This window comes from Mycobacterium sp. (assembly GCF_049673265.1).
Classification (GTDB): domain Bacteria; phylum Actinomycetota; class Actinomycetes; order Mycobacteriales; family Mycobacteriaceae; genus Mycobacterium.
Genome location: NZ_JBATXN010000200.1, coordinates 1 through 15,043 on the forward strand (window position 1 = coordinate 1; position 15,043 = coordinate 15,043).

Annotated in this window: 17 protein-coding genes; 8 read left to right on the forward strand and 9 right to left on the reverse strand. The window is 63.9% G+C overall.

The genetic code is table 11. From position 1 onward, the window contains the following. The first annotated feature begins 242 nt into the window (after positions 1-242). Complete coding sequence (locus WBF82_RS07010; protein WP_424382342.1) at positions 243-1,466, forward strand: cytochrome P450; 1,224 nt, start codon at positions 243-245, stop codon at positions 1,464-1,466. On the opposite strand, the gene WBF82_RS07015 is transcribed toward WBF82_RS07010, so the two are convergent. Next, positions 1,404-2,057: a TetR/AcrR family transcriptional regulator gene (locus tag WBF82_RS07015; protein WP_424382343.1), complete on the reverse strand. Its 654-nt coding sequence runs from the start codon at positions 2,055-2,057 to the stop codon at positions 1,404-1,406. The genes WBF82_RS07010 and WBF82_RS07015 overlap by 63 nt on opposite strands. A 48-nt stretch (positions 2,058-2,105) precedes the next feature. On the opposite strand from WBF82_RS07015, the gene WBF82_RS07020 reads away from it, so the two are divergent. The 3 genes from WBF82_RS07020 to ngg all read left to right on the forward strand — a co-directional run bounded on the left by WBF82_RS07020 (position 2,106) and on the right by ngg (position 6,171). Beyond that, a complete protein-coding gene (locus tag WBF82_RS07020; RefSeq protein WP_424382344.1) occupies positions 2,106-3,140 on the forward strand; it encodes a Rieske 2Fe-2S domain-containing protein in 1,035 nt (344 codons plus the stop codon). After that, complete coding sequence (locus WBF82_RS07025) at positions 3,137-4,219, forward strand: dihydrodipicolinate reductase (protein ID WP_424382345.1); 1,083 nt, start codon at positions 3,137-3,139, stop codon at positions 4,217-4,219. The genes WBF82_RS07020 and WBF82_RS07025 overlap by 4 nt, the downstream gene beginning before the upstream one ends. Positions 4,220-4,383: 164 nt before the next feature. Further along, a complete protein-coding gene (ngg, locus tag WBF82_RS07030) occupies positions 4,384-6,171 on the forward strand; it encodes an N-acetylglutaminylglutamine synthetase (RefSeq protein ID WP_424382346.1) in 1,788 nt (595 codons plus the stop codon). On the opposite strand, the gene WBF82_RS07035 is transcribed toward ngg, so the two are convergent. After that, positions 6,168-7,142: an aldo/keto reductase gene (locus WBF82_RS07035; protein WP_424382347.1), complete on the reverse strand. Its 975-nt coding sequence runs from the start codon at positions 7,140-7,142 to the stop codon at positions 6,168-6,170. The two genes, ngg and WBF82_RS07035, sit on opposite strands and share 4 nt — an antisense overlap. A 33-nt stretch (positions 7,143-7,175) precedes the next feature. Then, positions 7,176-7,397, reverse strand: coding sequence for a hypothetical protein (locus tag WBF82_RS07040; protein ID WP_424382348.1), 222 nt, complete (start codon positions 7,395-7,397; stop codon positions 7,176-7,178). Between the two features lie 227 nt (positions 7,398-7,624). On the opposite strand from WBF82_RS07040, the gene WBF82_RS07045 reads away from it, so the two are divergent. Together WBF82_RS07045 and WBF82_RS07050 are read left to right on the forward strand one after the other, a co-directional pair. Beyond that, complete coding sequence (locus WBF82_RS07045; RefSeq protein WP_424382355.1) at positions 7,625-8,389, forward strand: SDR family oxidoreductase; 765 nt, start codon at positions 7,625-7,627, stop codon at positions 8,387-8,389. 55 nt (positions 8,390-8,444) lie between these two features. Then, the gene (locus WBF82_RS07050) at positions 8,445-8,858 is read left to right on the forward strand and encodes a hypothetical protein (protein ID WP_424382349.1); all 414 of its coding nucleotides are present in this window, start codon (positions 8,445-8,447) and stop codon (positions 8,856-8,858) included. An 18-nt stretch (positions 8,859-8,876) separates the two neighbouring features. Here WBF82_RS07050 and WBF82_RS07055 read toward each other — a convergent pair whose 3' ends face one another. Together WBF82_RS07055 and WBF82_RS07060 are read right to left on the reverse strand one after the other, a co-directional pair. Further along, positions 8,877-10,022: a glycosyltransferase gene (locus WBF82_RS07055; RefSeq protein WP_424382350.1), complete on the reverse strand. Its 1,146-nt coding sequence runs from the start codon at positions 10,020-10,022 to the stop codon at positions 8,877-8,879. Positions 10,023-10,125: 103 nt separating this feature from the next. Further along, positions 10,126-10,635, reverse strand: a complete 510-nt coding sequence (locus WBF82_RS07060; protein WP_424382351.1) for a nitroreductase family deazaflavin-dependent oxidoreductase — start codon at positions 10,633-10,635, stop codon at positions 10,126-10,128. 280 nt (positions 10,636-10,915) lie between these two features. Between WBF82_RS07060 and WBF82_RS07065 the strand changes: the two genes are divergently transcribed. After that, positions 10,916-11,605, forward strand: a complete 690-nt coding sequence (locus tag WBF82_RS07065) for a sensor domain-containing protein (protein ID WP_424382356.1) — start codon at positions 10,916-10,918, stop codon at positions 11,603-11,605. Positions 11,606-11,619: 14 nt separating this feature from the next. Here the strand turns inward: WBF82_RS07065 and WBF82_RS07070 are convergent, their stop codons facing one another. Next, positions 11,620-13,212 (reverse strand): Na+/H+ antiporter, encoded by a 1,593-nt coding sequence (locus WBF82_RS07070; protein WP_424382352.1) that lies wholly within the window; start codon positions 13,210-13,212, stop codon positions 11,620-11,622. A 204-nt stretch (positions 13,213-13,416) separates the two neighbouring features. On the opposite strand from WBF82_RS07070, the gene WBF82_RS07075 reads away from it, so the two are divergent. Further along, the gene (locus tag WBF82_RS07075) at positions 13,417-13,683 is read left to right on the forward strand and encodes an ANTAR domain-containing protein (protein ID WP_424382353.1); all 267 of its coding nucleotides are present in this window, start codon (positions 13,417-13,419) and stop codon (positions 13,681-13,683) included. A 22-nt stretch (positions 13,684-13,705) separates the two neighbouring features. Here WBF82_RS07075 and WBF82_RS07080 read toward each other — a convergent pair whose 3' ends face one another. The 3 genes from WBF82_RS07080 to WBF82_RS07090 form a co-directional block, all read right to left on the reverse strand. Then, complete coding sequence (locus tag WBF82_RS07080) at positions 13,706-14,374, reverse strand: cutinase family protein (RefSeq protein WP_424382354.1); 669 nt, start codon at positions 14,372-14,374, stop codon at positions 13,706-13,708. A gap of 56 nt (positions 14,375-14,430) precedes the next feature. Continuing rightward, positions 14,431-14,787: a hypothetical protein gene (locus WBF82_RS07085; RefSeq protein WP_424382357.1), complete on the reverse strand. Its 357-nt coding sequence runs from the start codon at positions 14,785-14,787 to the stop codon at positions 14,431-14,433. Between the two features lie 123 nt (positions 14,788-14,910). Continuing rightward, a partial coding sequence (locus WBF82_RS07090; RefSeq protein WP_424382358.1) for a hypothetical protein occupies positions 14,911-15,043 on the reverse strand: 133 nt, incomplete at its 5' end.

Sequence of the window (15,043 nt, forward strand, 5' to 3'; positions counted from 1 at the left end):
CTTCGCTTCGGCGATCCCGTCCGACCAGCCAATCGTGGCGTGGCATCTCACCTAGCTCCCTTGGTCGCAGCACGCTGAATTAGATCTCTCACGTTGAGAATTTTCAGCTCAATATTCTCACTTTAAATCCCAGGTCGCGGGGCCGCAGTCGAGTCGGACCACGATCGGCCCGGGCGGCAGCAGCTCATCAACTTTGTCGCGCACCGTTGACCCGCGCCGCTCGTGGCATTCAGCCTGAACCCATGACGGTCGTAGCTGATCCGACCCAGTTCTTCAGCGCAGCGGGATTGCAGGATCCATACCCGTTGTATGACCGCATGCGTGCAGAGGCGCCCGTGCATCGCATCGGCGACTCGGTGTTCTACGTCGTGTGCGGGTGGGATGCGGTGCTGGAGGCTGTCGAACGTGCGGAGGATTTTTCATCGAACCTGACTGCGACGATGGTCTATCACGATGACGGCACCGTCACCCCGTTCGGCATGGTCCCGCTTGGGGATCCCTCGCACGCGTTGGCCATCGCCGACGATCCGGTGCACGCGCTGCACCGCAAAATTCTGTTGCCGCACTTGTCGGCGAAGCGGGTTCGGATCATCGAAGAGTTCGCGGCCGAAACCGCGGACCGGTTGTGGGATGAGCACCTGCACGACGGGCAGATCGAGTGGATGAGCGCGATAGCCAACCGGCTTCCGATGATGGTGGTCGCGAGGCTGCTGGGCCTGCCAGATGAGGACGTCGACGATCTCATCCGGCGCGGCTACGCGACCACCATGCTGCTGGACGGGATTGTCACCCCCGACCAACTCCAAGCGGCCGGAATCGCGGCCTTTGAACTTTCCAACTACGTCGTGGAACATTTCGAGAAGTCAAGTGCCAGTACTGAACCCGGTCTGATCGCCGATTTGGCCAGCCGTTGCGCGGCGGGTGAGCTCGAACAAACCCCTGCGCTGGCGATCATGCTCACCCTTTTTGGCGCCGCCGGCGAATCCACGGCGTCGCTACTGGGCAGCGCAGCGTGGATTCTCGCCGACCGCCCCGAGATCCAACGGCGGGTTCGCGAAAACTCTGAATTGCTAGGCAATTTCATCGAGGAGACATTGCGTTTCGAGTCGCCGTTTCGTGGCCACTACCGACACGTGCTGCGCGAGACGACGCTGGCCGGGATCGACGTGCCGGCAGACGCCCATCTGCTGCTCCTGTGGGGTGCCGCCAACCGTGATCCGGAACACTTCGATGCACCGAATGAATTTCGGCTCAACCGAACCAGCGCCAAGGATCATGTGACGTTCGGCAAGGGTGCCCACTTCTGCGTGGGAGCCGCGCTGGCGCGTTTGGAAGCCCGCATCGCATTGGGCATGCTGCTCACGCGCACCCGCTGGATCGAAGCCGTCGATGTCGGGGAGTGGCTACCCAGCATCCTGGTTCGGCGCCGCGAGCGGCTCGAGATACGTTGCCAGGGAATTGGTTAACCCTCGGCGGGCTTCATCAAGATCGGCATAGGAGCCGAGTTGGCGCTCGGAGACCAGCCCGCGCATCGCACCAGGAATCAGGGCGGCCACTTCGCGGACGCGCTGCGGGTCGACACCCAAACCGGCAAACGCATTCTGGCAGGTTTGCTGCCAGCTCTTGCCCCAGGAGAAAAGCTCGGTAGCAGTCCGCGGATACAGACGCTCCAACTCCTTGTGGTCGCGGGGGAGTGCTGCCCGCAGATTCTCAATCGCGCGGGAATCGTCGGACGCCAGGCCGTGGTAGAGGGTCTCGATGATCGCGCCAACCCGCTCCCGTAGCGGTGCGTCCGATTCGACGCTGGTCAACGCCGTCATCGTCGCGTCACGGCGTTCGGCCGTGCGGTGTAGCACGGCTGCCCAGAACCCGTCCACGTCGCCGAACTGATACTGCACCGCGCCCCACGTGGCGCCGCTCTCCTTGGCAATCCGGGTTGCCGACACCGCGCCCGGGTCGCCCGAAGCCAGCGAGCGCACCGCGGCGTCCAGCATTGTCTGGCGGGTGGCCAAACCGCGCTTGTTGCTGCGTCGATGCTGAACCTGCGCGCGAGGCATGCTTCGCATACTAGCCGTTTTTCATAGTACCCACTATGATCTGCTGACATGGCCAAACCGCCGTTGTCGATGAAGCCGACCGGCTGGTTTCAGGTTGCCTGGTCCGACGAGATCGGCGCTGGCGATGTTCACACGATGAAGTACTTCGATCAGGAGATGGTCGCCTGGCGCGCCGATTCCGGTCAGCTCACGGTGATGAACGCCTACTGCGAACATCTGGGGGCCCACCTTGGTTACGGCGGCAAGGTTGTGGGCGAGGTATTGCAGTGTCCGTTTCACGGATGGCAATGGAGCCAGCAGGGCCGCAACGTCTGTATCCCGTACCAGGATCGCCCCAATAAGGGCCGGCGGATTCGGACCTATCCGGTGGTCGAACGCAATGCGTCGGTCTACATTTGGCACGACGTCGAGGGTCGTGCGCCCTACTTCGACGCGCCGGACGTGTTTGCCGGATTCAATGACGGCAGTAGCGCCGACGACTACTACCCCCAGCAGAGGTTGTTCCGGGAACGTCTGGAACTACACCCGCAATACGTGCTCGAAAACGGCGTGGATTTCGCCCATTTCAAGTACGTGCACAACACCCCGATTGTGCCGATCTTCACCCGCCACGACTTCGACGAACCGGTATCGTTCGTCGACTTCACCATCACCTTCGAGGGTGACGACAACCAGAAGATCGAGGACATCGACAGCCGCGTGGAGGCCATCAACGGTGGTCTGGGAATCGCGGTAACCAAGAGTTGGGGCATGGTCGACAACCGCACGATTTCCGCGATAACCCCGGTCGACGAGTCCACCTCCGATGTGCGGTTCATGGTCTATATCGGCCGGACACCGGGCAAAAACCCGACGAACGCCGAGACCAGGGCCCGAGAATTCGGACAAGAAGTGATCCGGCAGTTCGAGCAGGACGTCCACATCTGGGGCCACCAGCGTTATTCGGATCCACCCGCGCTGGCCACCGCCGAGTATGCGGGATTCACCGCAATTCGCAAGTGGGCCAAGCAGTTTTATCCCGATGGCATCGGTGGCAGCGCCGCCGACGTCTACGCCGCAGCCCAGAAAGGTGCCACCCAGTGACCGCTCGACCGATTCGCGTGTTTCAGGTAGCCACCGGCAACGTCGGCTCGGAGATGATCAAAAGGATTGCCGCACAACCCGACCTGGAACTCATCGGTGTGCACTGCTACTCGCCGGAAAAGATCGGCAGGGACGCGGGTGAGCTGGCCGGCCTGGCTCCCAACGGCGTGAAGGCGACGGGCAGTCTCGAAGAGATCATTGCGGCCAAGCCCGATGTCCTCACTTTCCACGGCGTCTTCCCCGACGAGGACCTCTACGTCAAAGTCCTTGAGGCAGGGATCAATATCGTCACCACCGCCGACTGGATCACCGGGTGGCACCGCGACAGGAATCACCCGCACCCGTCGGGCAAGCCGGTGAGCCAGCTGCTACAGGAGGCGTGCGTAAAGGGCGGCGCCACGTTCTACGGCACTGGGATGAACCCCGGATTGAATCAGATTCTGGGCGTGGTCTGTTCGGCTGATGTCGCCGAGATCGAGAACATCACGACGATCGAATCAGTGGATGTGTCGTGTCATCATTCCAAGGACACCTGGATCGAGGTCGGTTACGGCCTGCCGGTGGACGATCCGGAAATCCCGGCAAAGCTGGAGAAGTACACCCGGGTCTTTGCCGACAGCGTGCTGCTGATGGCCGACTGCTTCGATGTGGCGTTGGACGAAGTGAAATTCAGCTATGAGCTGGGCGCGTGCACCAAGGACGTCGACCTGGGCTGGTACACGCTGCCCAAGGGCTCGCTGGGCGGCAACTACATCAAATACCAGGGCATGGTGGCCGGCGTCCCGCGAGTCGAGACGCATCTGGAATGGCAGATGACCCCGCACACCGACCCGAGTTGGAACATCAAAGGCTGCTACATCACCCAAATCACCGGTGATCCGTGCGTTTACAACAAGCACATGATCTTTCCGAAGCCGGGCGTGGATCTGTCCAATCCGGAGAACTTCGCCTCGATCGGCATGACCGTCACCGGCATGCCTGCGCTCGCTTCGATCAAGTCGGTGGTGGCGGCGCGGCCAGGCCTCATCACCAGCGCCGACCTGCCGTTGCGTGGGTTCGCGGGGCGCTTCAAGCAGTAGCTGGGGCTGCACGCAGATCCGGCCAGTGCCAGACTAGGGGTTGATGCCGCGGCCGCGAATACGACAGGGAAGTTGATAGACCAACTGTTGAATTGGGTAAACGACATGGCTATGACGTGGGAATCGGGGTGGCCACAGGGCCACGGCGGACAAGGTCCGGCGGCATGACCGCTATCGATCCGGCAGAGGACCATACCGAGGCAATCACCCTTGGCCTCCATGATGCGTCTCCGCCAGACCTCGTCGACGAGATGGCGAAAGACGTAGAGCTCGAATTAGGCTGGGGCAAACTAATTTTCGGCCAAACTTTCGCCGATGTCCGCACGCTGACCGAGGCGCTGCGACGGGAAGTGGCCGGGCGGCGCGACATCTGCATCTACGCGCGCGAATCCCATGTGGTGGTCGCGGGAGCGCCGAATGAGCTTTTCATCGATCCCAGCCACACCTACCGACTGCGCTTCGCTGATGACTCGCCCGAGGAAAGCCTGGCTCCGCCACCGATCGGAGTGACGGTGCGGACGCTGAACGATCCGGACGATGCCGACGCCATGAACCGCGTATTCGTGCGCTGCGGAATGGTCCCGTCGCCGCTTGAGACGATCTGGGACAACCACCTGCATGCCGACTCGGTGATTTACCTGCTCGCAGTGCGCGACAACGACAACGCCGTGGTGGGCACCGTGACCGGTGTCGACCACAAGACGCTCTTCAACGATCCGGAGCACGGATCTAGCTTGTGGACACTGGCGGTCGACCCGGCCGCCGGACTTCCCGGAATAGGCGAAGCGCTGACCCGGGCGCTGGCCGAGCACTTCCGCAGTAAGGGCCGCTTCTACCTTGACCTTTCAGTCGCGCATGACAACGCCGCGGCCATCGGTCTGTACGAGAAGCTGGGCTTTCGCCGCGTTCCAGTGCTGGCGATCAAACGCAAGAACGCGATCAACGAGCCGCTGTTCGCGCCGCCACCGGAGACGGTCGACGACCTCAACCCTTACGCGCGGATCATCGCCGATGAGGCGATGCGCCGCGGTATCTGGGTCGAGGTTCTGGATGCGGGCGCCGGTGAGATGCGACTGACCCACGGTGGCCGCAGCGTCATCACCCGCGAGTCGCTGTCCGAGTTCACCACCGCGATCGCGATGTGCCGGTGCGACGACAAACGCTTGACGCGGCGTCTGGTCTCCGAGGCCGGCATCACGGTGCCTCGGGCCCGGCTGGCGACCATGAACGATGACGACTACGCGTTCCTCAAAGAAGTCAGGGAGGTCGTCGTCAAACCGACTCGCGGTGAACAGGGCAAAGGCATCACTGTCGGCATCGTCGCCGACCATGGTCCGGACGAGCTTGCCGCCGCAGTCGCACGCGCGCGAGAACAACACCCGGAGGTCCTCATCGAGCAGCGGGTACCGGGCAGCGACTTGCGGTTGGTGGTGATCGACGGCCGGGTAGTGGCCGCCGCGCTGAGGCTGCCCCCCGAGATCATCGGCACCGGTGAACACAGCGTGCGAGATCTCGTTGCCGCCGAGAGCCGGCGGCGCTCTGCGGCCACCGGTGGCGAGTCACGCATCCCGCTCGACGAGCTCACCGAGGCGACCGTCGCGGAAGCCGGATGGTCGATGGACGACGTCCTGCCGAAAGGAGCTCGGCTTCGCGTCCGGCACACCGCCAACCTCCATCAAGGCGGCACGATCCACGACGTCACCCCGGACGTGAACCCGGAACTCTGCCGGGTTGCCGTGGCTGCTGCCGACGCCATCGGTATCCGGGTGACGGGCATCGACCTGCTGGTGCCTGACATCACCGGCTCCGAATACGCCTTCATCGAAGCCAACGAGCGACCAGGCCTGGCCAATCACGAACCACAGCCCACCGCCGCGGCTTTCATCGACTATCTATTCCCCGGCCAGCCGGGCCAGCCGCTGGCGTGGACCCCCGAGGAGTCGCGGCCCTAGCGGCGACCGAGGACCTTCTCGCGGGCCGTGTCGGTGAGGAATCGACTCCACGACACCGGCCGGAAATTGCGGGCCGCGTCGGTCAGCGCGGTGCGGGACTCTGCGTTCAGCTCGATGTCGGCGGCGGCGACGTTGAACTCAAGCTGCTCAACGCTTGATGCGCCGGGAATGGCGACCACGTTCGGCAGGCTGATCAGCCAGGCCAGTGCGACCTGGGCCGGCTTGGCATCGACGTCCTTGGCGACGTCACGCAACGTCTGCAGCAGCGGCTCAATCCGGCGCAAGTTCTCCGTGCCGTAGAGCGAGTTGACAGCGCGAACGCCGCCAGGACGGTTATCCACGCCGTACTTGCCGCCCAACAGCCCTTGCGCCAGCGGGCTGTAAGCGATCACGACGCGGTTCTCCCGCTCGGCGAACGGAACGAGGTCGTTCAGTGCGGCAGGGCGGGCGAGCGAGAAAAGCACCTGGTTGCTGATCACGGGTCGTCCGAGCGCGGCATCGGCCTTCTTCCAACGCGACAGCGAGTAGTTCGAGACGCCGGCCGCCCCGATCGCGCCGCTGTCGAGCAGGTCGCGCATGCCCGGCATGATCACCGAGTCGGGCACGACCGGGTTGGGCTGGTGGACCTGATAGAGCGGGATGCGGTCCAGCTGCAGCCGGCGCGCGCTCGCGCGCTCGCGCTGCTTGATGACGGCGGGGAAGGGCGCGACCGGGAAGATCTTGCTGGCCACCGCGACTTCCGTGCGCTCGTCGCCGAGTGCCTCACCGAGGATCCGTTCGCTTTTGCCCAGTCCGTATACCTCGGCGGTGTCGAACAGCGTGACGCCCAGGGCGCGGGCGCGACGAACGATGTCTTTCGCGGCACCAGCGGCGTAGCTGTCGCCATAGCCCCACTCGCGCGACCCGAACTGCCAGGTGCCCAGCCCGATCCGGCTGGTTCTTCCGACTCCGTCGACATCCAGATATTTCATGCTGCTCACGGTAGTGAGCAGTGCCCGCCGCAGCTAGGCGGCGTCGGCCTTCGCAATCGCGCCGCGCCGTTCAAGTACTGCCAAGACCTGCTCGCTTTGTACGACGTCTTCCTTTTCGCACATCTCGTATAGCTCGGTGACGACCGTCTGCAGGAGGTCGAGGCGGGCAGAGGCTTGGGTCAGGGTAGTCAGCCAGTTTTCGTAGTCGCGCTCGTCGGGGCCCATTTCAGTCACGGCGAAAGTGGTCGTACCCATCTAGTCACACTCCAGGAATTCAGTGAGGGCGCGGGGCGCGCGCCACGCTTGCCAGCAGGATTAGCCCGTCGTCGATGTGTTTAAACTCACAAATCCCCACGCTAGCGACTATTTGTAGGCATTCGCTGAGCACTTGCTGTGGGTGTCCAAGCACGCGGAAAAACGGTGGCCGATACGCTGTGCCTGCGGCGGGCTCGTTACAAGAAGGGGCAAATATGTCAAGGACAGTGGTGATCGGCGCATCAAGCGGTCTTGGGCGTTGCATCGGCGTCGGTCTCGCGCAGCGGGGCGCTCAGGTCGCGTTGCTTGCCCGGCGCCGCGAGCGCATCGAGGCCGCCGCCAAGGAAGCGGGCCCGGATGCGGTCGCCATCGAATGCGATGTCACCGACCAGGCCTCGTGTCGATCGGCCATCAACGATGCCGCCGCTGCGCTCGGCGGTATCGACTCCCTGATCTACACGCCGGCGATCGGGCCACTCGTCCGGATGGTCGACACCGATGCGGAAACCTGGCGGCGGGTCTTCGATACCAATGTCATTGGCGCCGCGCTGGTGACAGCGGCGGCGGTACCGCACTTGACCGAGTCGGCGGGCAAGGCGGTCTACCTGTCCTCCGATGCGGGTCCGTTCGGACCGCCCTGGCCGGGGCTTGGCGCGTATGGCGTCAGCAAGGCTGCGCTCGAGCAACTCGTCGATGCCTGGCGAGCCGAACATCCCGACATCGGCTTCACCTGCCTGATCGTGGGGGAGTGCGGTGGCGGCGAGGGCGATGGCGCGACCGGGATGAACGTCGGGTGGGATATGGACCTCGCGATGAAAGCCGTTCCGCTGTGGTCATCTCGGGGCTGCATGCCGGGCAAGTTGATGCCGGTCGATGACCTCGTCGACGTGGTGGACACAATCCTGCGGACCAACGCGTCGACGTCGATGCCGGTCGTCGTTGCACGAGGCGCGCCCGCCAGCCCGGTAGCGTTCCCGGATCCCATCCGCTGAACGCGGCTGCGTCCTTTACAGTTGCGCTGATAACGACGACCGAAGGAGACGCCGGATGGCGTGGTTCCTGGCCCTCCAGGGCCCTTCCCACACACCTCACCAATCGTTGGTCTATGAGCTTCAAGACGCGGTGGATGTGGACAAGATCGCTCAGGAGCTGGTTAGTTCCGCGACGCTGGATCGGGTCGTGCCCATTCCCGCGGTGTTGTCGCAAAACAAGCGTCGGCACCAGAAAGTGACGCTGTATGTCCGGCCTGCCGCCTGGGGGCTTTGGGCGTTTTACGAGCTGTCCGAGGAAGATCGCAAAGAGATGATGAAGAACAACCCGGTGATCAATGCCCTCGCCCAAGCGCAGCAGCGCGGACAGGCAAACGTAGCCGGGCAACGGGGACCGATGACTGTCCAAGTCAATCCGCTCACCGGCCAAGTCGGACCGGCCACTGCGCGTCCAGAAGCTAACCCCGGCTAGACGCCGCAGCGCGTAGCGCTACGCGGTGTTCCCGCCAGCCGCCCGCTCGTCGGGGACTGGCAGCGCGCCGAGCGTAGTGAGCATGCCGACTGCCGCGCGGTGCCAGGTGAACATCTCGGCACGGCGTCGCGCAGCGGCCCGCCGGTGCTCTTCGGGTCTGCTGACGATCGCGCTGACCGCTCGGGCAATGGCCGCGGGAGTGTTGTCGGCCAGCGCTCCGCAGTCTGCGGTGATGATTTCGCTCAGCGCCGACGTGCGGGAAACCACCGCCGGTGTGCCACACGCCAGTGCTTCCAGCGCAGCCAGCCCGAACGTTTCGTGCGGCCCGGGCGCGAGTGCGACATCAGCCGAAGCCAGCAGCGCGGCCACCCCGTGCCGATCGGAAACGAAGCCGGTGAAATCGATTGGCAATCGCGCGGCTTGCCGTTGCAATCTGGCGCGCAACGGGCCGTCGCCCACCACGACCAGGCGCGCATCGACACCGGCCGCACACAATTCGGCGAGCGCGTCGATGCTGCGGTCGGCCCGCTTTTCTACCGACAGCCGGCCGCAATGCACCAGCAGGATCTGCGACGGCCTGGCCCAGCGCTGACGTACCAGCGCGGAGCGCCGGCACGGGTGAAAGGTTTCCAGGTCAACGCCCAGTGGGATGGTGACCGTATTCGTTGCGCCGATGCGATCGAATTCTTCGCGGGCAAACCCGGTGGTGCATACCACGGTGTCGTAGGTGGCCGCGGTGCGCCGGTTGGCGAAATCGGCGAACGCCCTCGCGGTCCGACGCGGAAGTAATTGGCCCGCAAGGCGATCAAGGCGCTCATGGGAGATCATCACCGTGGTCGCGCCGTGATCGCGGCCCCAGCGGCCCAGTGATCTCAGGGTGAGACGGTCAGAGACCTCTAACGTGTCCGGTCTGAGCGCCTCCAGCAGTGTCCGCACTGGTCCCGGCAGCACCGCTCGGTAGCCGCCGGTGAACGGAATCAATCTGGCGGGCACGGTAATTCGCACCACGCCGGTGGGCAGCTTGGTCTGTGCCGCATGCCGACCAGGGACGATCAAAAACACCTGGTGGCCCGCGGCGCAATATTCCGCCCCCAGCCGGTCTACGGCGGTACGAAGGCCGCCAGAGCGAGGTCCGTAGAAGTTGGCGACCTGAACGACACGCATACGCTAGAGCAGAACCGCTGCTTGTGTGCGGTCAACGAGCTGACATCGACGGTTGGCTGAACAAGCCATGAACTCCAAGGACCGAAGACGCCGGTAAGCGCGCTCAGGAGATGGGTCGGAGCCGGAAGACCCTGATCTCGCGCGGTGCGCAGCTGGCGCGGTAGCGCTCGTAGCCGGCGTACCAGTCGGTAGCAGTGGCCCACGCCTCGGCGCGGGCATCACCGGTGAGCAGCTCGGCGCGGTACTTCGCAGACGGGCCCATGAACTCAATCGTGCATTCGGGGTGCGCCAGCAGGTTGGCGCTCCAGGCCGGATGCGGCGGGCGACCATAGTTGGATCCGATCGCAAGCAGCCCGTCCGAGTCGTCGATCAATGCCAGCGGCTGGGTCCGCGGCTGCCCCGACTTCGCGCCGGTGGTCGTAACCAGCCCTACCTTGTCGAATCCGGCCGAGCTCAGCCGGCCGTGTGTCCGAGGGATCAGAACTTTGTCGATGCGCGGGGCTACTCGAAGCAGGAACTGGTAGCCGACCGGGCTCATCAAGGCGCGTTCCATCAGCGCCTCATCGATTCGCAGCCGGCGCCCGCGAATTGGACTTTCTCGGCGAAGAGACACGCGTCGACGGTACCCAATGCGGGCTAAGTCCATGAGCCCTTTGACGATTCGCTGCCGATCACGTTGTGTTGCCTTTACACATCACGGCCGTGGTGTATTCCGCAAACCATCTCCGGTCCGATTTGAAATCACTGAGCGGACTCTAAAATTGGCTTGATTCCATGGTATTGGCAGCCGAAGCGCGCGGTAGGCTGAACGCGCGCGAGTTCCGACCGGCAACGCCGTAGGGCTATCGCACCGCGGTATGGGTTGGGGCTACGGCGGGAATGAGGATGACGTGATGCGCCATTTAACGGCCGCATTAGCCGTTACCGGCATCTGCATTCTCGGCGCCGGCTGTGGCGCCGGTAGCAACCAATCAAATGTCAAATCGACGACGACCAAGACCTCGCTTATTCCACGTCCGGTTGTCGAGCGTGAGCTTGATGAGTTGCTGCTTAGCCCGGAGCAGATCAACCCCGTGATGGGCGCGAACGCACTGGCGGTCACCAGAAGGCACGACGCGATGTCCGATGACAGCGCCACCATGAAGCCGTTGGAATGCCTGGCCATCGACGGTGCGGCGCAAGCGCCGGTCTATGCCAACAGTGGGTTCACCGCTGTGCGCGATCGGGCGCTCAACGATGGCGATAACTTCACCCATTACGCCGAGCAGGCGGTGGTGTTGTTTCCTACCGCCAAACAGGCGGGCCTCTTCGTGATCGCGTCGGCCCTACGTTGGCCGGCCTGCCACGGCTATACCCACATCCAGTCCGGAACACAATGGACCGTCGCGCCGATATCCGATGCCGACGGAGCGCTGAGCACGATTGCAACGCAACAAAATGCCAGGGCCGGCGGTTGGGCTTGTGGTCGCGCGCTCGCGCGGAAAAACAACGTCATCATCGATGTCAACACCTGCAGCCCCGACCCGAAGAACTCAGCCGTCGACATCGCCAACCAGATCGCCGCCAAAGTATCTACACGGTAAGGTCTTTCGCCTCGTCACTCGGTATCGGCGGGATCGAGCAGTCGAACCTCCTCAAGGTCCATCACCGACTGAAGCTCACGCAGCACGATGTCATCGATTCGATTTTTGTCGCGCAGCTCGATGATGGCGCGGCGCTTATGCTCGAGCACGCCCAGGCGCACCCGTCTCAGAAGATCGCTGCGCTCGGCGACTTCAGTCGAACCCTCCGGGTCGGCGCCGGCTTCGATGAGCGCTGCGTGCTCTTCGTATTCTTTTCGCAGCCGCCTCAATAGGTCGTCGCCAAGACCTAATTCACCGGCGACTATCGGCAGGGCTTCGAGAGCGGCCGCCGAACCACGGCAGCGGGCCAGTTGCAATTCGTCGGCGTGACTTACGTCTTCGGGCATCCGGGCCCAGCGCACGACGTCGGACAGCGTGGTGCCCTGGACGAGCACGGTCACCAGAATTACGACGCAGACGACGAAGACGATGAGGCTGCGATCTGGAAACGGCGCGCCGCTGTGCGTGGTCAGCGGGATGGCCAACGCCGCGGCAAGCGATACCGCGCCACGGAAACCCGCCCAGTTGGATACGACGCGCTGGCGCCAATTGACCCGACGGGCGCGCTGCAGCTCGCGCCTGTCCACCATGCGAATCAAGACGGTCACGGCTTCGGAACAGGCAAACCGGCTCACGATGATCACGAGGGTGACGGCAAGAGCCAGTGCTACCGCGTGGCGGACTCCGCCGTCGACGCCGGCAATACCGCGCACCGCGTGCGGCATTTGGGTGCCGACGAACACCCATAGCGCGCCGTTGATCAGGAAGGTAGTCAGGTCCCAGAACGCGAAAGTCTGAAGCCGGGAACGAGCTCGGGTCACATGCGGTGTGGCGTAGGCGAGTACCAACGCCGACACCAGTACGGCGACCACGCCGCTGCAATGAATTGCTTGGGCGAGCAAAAACGCGGCGAATGGCGTCAGCAGGCTCAGCGCGCCTTCCTCCTGCGGCGCGTCGAGTCTGCGCCGCACTTGCGTCACCGCGAGCCCGACCAGCAGCCCGGCGCAGATACCACCGACGTAGGAACCGATAAAGCGGGCCGTCAAGGCGCTCGGGCTGACCGGAGCCCCGCCAACCGCGACGGAGACGGCGACGGTGAACAGGACGAGCGCGGTCCCGTCGTTGATGATGCTTTCCGCCCTCAACACCGTCAGCGTCCGGCGCGGCAATTGTTTCGCCAGACCGGCGACCGCGGCGGCGTCGGTGGGGGAGAGCACGGCACCGAGGACCGACGCCGCATGGGACTCCATTCCCAGCGCTCGTGCCGTCCAGGACACCGCCACAGCTGTGACGATGACCAGCCCGATGCTGAGGATGATGATGACACGTAGGTTCGCGCGAATTTCGCGAAAGCTGGTGTTCAGGCTTTCCCAGTACAGGATCGCGGGCAAGAACAACAGCAGCACGATCTCCCCATCGAGCCGCACGCCACCGACCTCGGGGATCAAGCCCAGCAGCGCTCCGAGCACGATCAGCAGAACCGGTGGGCCGACTCGATAGCGCCGGCCAAGGACCGTTCCGACGATCACTGTGGCGAAGAGCGCAACGATTACGACAAGCCCAAACACCAGCACATCATCCTGTACGAACTGGTGCCGCGCGCGACGTGGGGTCAACCTCGGCGTTGGGTACCAAGACGATTACAGCCGCGTACCGATCTCGCCGGTGATCTGGCCGTGGTCGGCTACTTGCGCAAATCATGGATCACGCTCGCGAAATATCCACATCGGCGCAATCGGATATTCGCATGCTCAACAGGAGGTAAGCACGGCATGACGGCGGAAGTGCACGGTAGTCGCATCCTCGACACCGCGAAGGGCATCATCATCGGCCTTCGTAGGTGTTCCTCAGAAACTGCTTTCCACGAGTTGCTCGATGCGGCACAACGTCATCAGATACCGGTGTTCGCAATGGCCTGGGCGCTCGTGCATCTCGCTAATGGTGGCGACATCTGCGCCCACACTTCTGCCGATGCGCAGTCGGCGGCCCGTGACGTATGGGGTCAGCTCTTCGCCGGGTCAGCGGTGTCGGTCGGTTGAGAGCTCAGCGCCACGCGGCGGGCTAGATATGGCTGGCGGCGTAATTCGCTGCCTGATCGACCATCCCGTCGTCGGCGTACGCGGCATGGGCGGCCCAGTCGCCGCCGTCGGAACAGACCGGATCGTCGCCGGCGCACAACTCCAGTGTCTTGGGCTGATATAGCGGACCGATGACCACCGGCGGCGCGCCGACCGTATCCATGAATCGGTTTGACGGCGTGCCGAAAAGGGTGACCGCGGCCACGTGGTTGGCCACGTCGGCCGGCATCGGCTTGGGTACGTCGGCGGCGTCGACCCCGTCGGGTATTGCGGCCGAGGTGACGAAGCCCATCACAGCCGCGCCTTGCGAATACCCGCCGAGCACCATTTTGGTTTTGGGACAGCTGGCCGCCATCGACTCAACATGATTGCCGGCGTCTCTGATTCCGTTGACTGCAGTCGGAAAGTCTGTGGTGGCAGGGTAATCGACTGCGTAGACCCTGAAGCTCTTGGGCCCGACTTTCGACTGCAGCGAATCGACGAATGCCTGCCCGATTGCGCCGACACCGGGCGCCTCCGTAGTGCCCCGGGCGAACACGGCTTCTACGTCCGGACAGTCCGCGGCTGACGCTGATGGAATGAAACCACCAAGAGCAGCCCAAGTGATAAGGACAACGACAGCAAGGAATTTAGCGGCGAAACGTGTACCCACGTCTCAGATATTGCCATACGCCCTTGGCAGCGCGCGCGACCCGACAAGGGATGCCGTCAGTACCGCTGCAGCGAGAACGGATAGGACACCGTGCCGCCGGGCGCGCCGCCGCAGCCGGCGTCGAAGGTGGAGTCCACCGAACCGGCCAACGTCACCGCGTCCCATGAATAGGTGTCGTGCGACGGCAGGAAGGTTACAACGCAGCGCACCCCGTCGGGCACGTCAACCACCATCGTGTAGCGACCATTCGCGAGGTGGGCATCCGCATCCCAAGGCACCGCTTGTCCGTTGGGCCTCGGCGTGCCCTGGACATGGACGCAGTCCGGCTCGTCAAATCGGCATTTCCTGACCTCCCAGAGCCAGGAGTGGCCGGGATCCCGGTTGGTCTCGACTTCGTAGTTGCCGATCAGCATGCCGGCTGCGGCAGTCGGCGCAAGGGCTATCGCTGCCGCGGCGAGCGCGACACCGACTGCCACGGTCTTCGGAGTCTGCACGGGTTCGACTATAAGGTCCTGACATTGCGCAACGGGCCGGAATCAGCCCGGCGGCGTCCAGGCGATCGGCAGGGTCTTGATGCCGTGGATGAACGGCGACAGCAGCCGGGCGGGCTCCTCGGTGGCGACGACGTCGGGGATCTCGCGGTGCAATTCCTCGAACATGACCCGGATC

Coding starts and splice junctions, on each gene's coding strand:
- WBF82_RS07015 (WP_424382343.1), bottom strand. CDS start 2,057: ATGCCTCGCGCGCAGGTTCAGCATCGACGCAGCAACAAGCGCGGTTTG.
- WBF82_RS07065 (WP_424382356.1), top strand. CDS start 10,916: ATGCGCCATTTAACGGCCGCATTAGCCGTTACCGGCATCTGCATTCTC.
- WBF82_RS07020 (WP_424382344.1), top strand. CDS start 2,106: ATGGCCAAACCGCCGTTGTCGATGAAGCCGACCGGCTGGTTTCAGGTT.
- WBF82_RS07050 (WP_424382349.1), top strand. CDS start 8,445: ATGGCGTGGTTCCTGGCCCTCCAGGGCCCTTCCCACACACCTCACCAA.
- WBF82_RS07035 (WP_424382347.1), bottom strand. CDS start 7,142: ATGAAATATCTGGATGTCGACGGAGTCGGAAGAACCAGCCGGATCGGG.
- WBF82_RS07085 (WP_424382357.1), bottom strand. CDS start 14,787: ATGCTGATCGGCAACTACGAAGTCGAGACCAACCGGGATCCCGGCCAC.
- WBF82_RS07055 (WP_424382350.1), bottom strand. CDS start 10,022: ATGCGTGTCGTTCAGGTCGCCAACTTCTACGGACCTCGCTCTGGCGGC.
- WBF82_RS07075 (WP_424382353.1), top strand. CDS start 13,417: ATGACGGCGGAAGTGCACGGTAGTCGCATCCTCGACACCGCGAAGGGC.
- ngg (WP_424382346.1), top strand. CDS start 4,384: ATGACCGCTATCGATCCGGCAGAGGACCATACCGAGGCAATCACCCTT.
- WBF82_RS07040 (WP_424382348.1), bottom strand. CDS start 7,397: ATGGGTACGACCACTTTCGCCGTGACTGAAATGGGCCCCGACGAGCGC.
- WBF82_RS07010 (WP_424382342.1), top strand. CDS start 243: ATGACGGTCGTAGCTGATCCGACCCAGTTCTTCAGCGCAGCGGGATTG.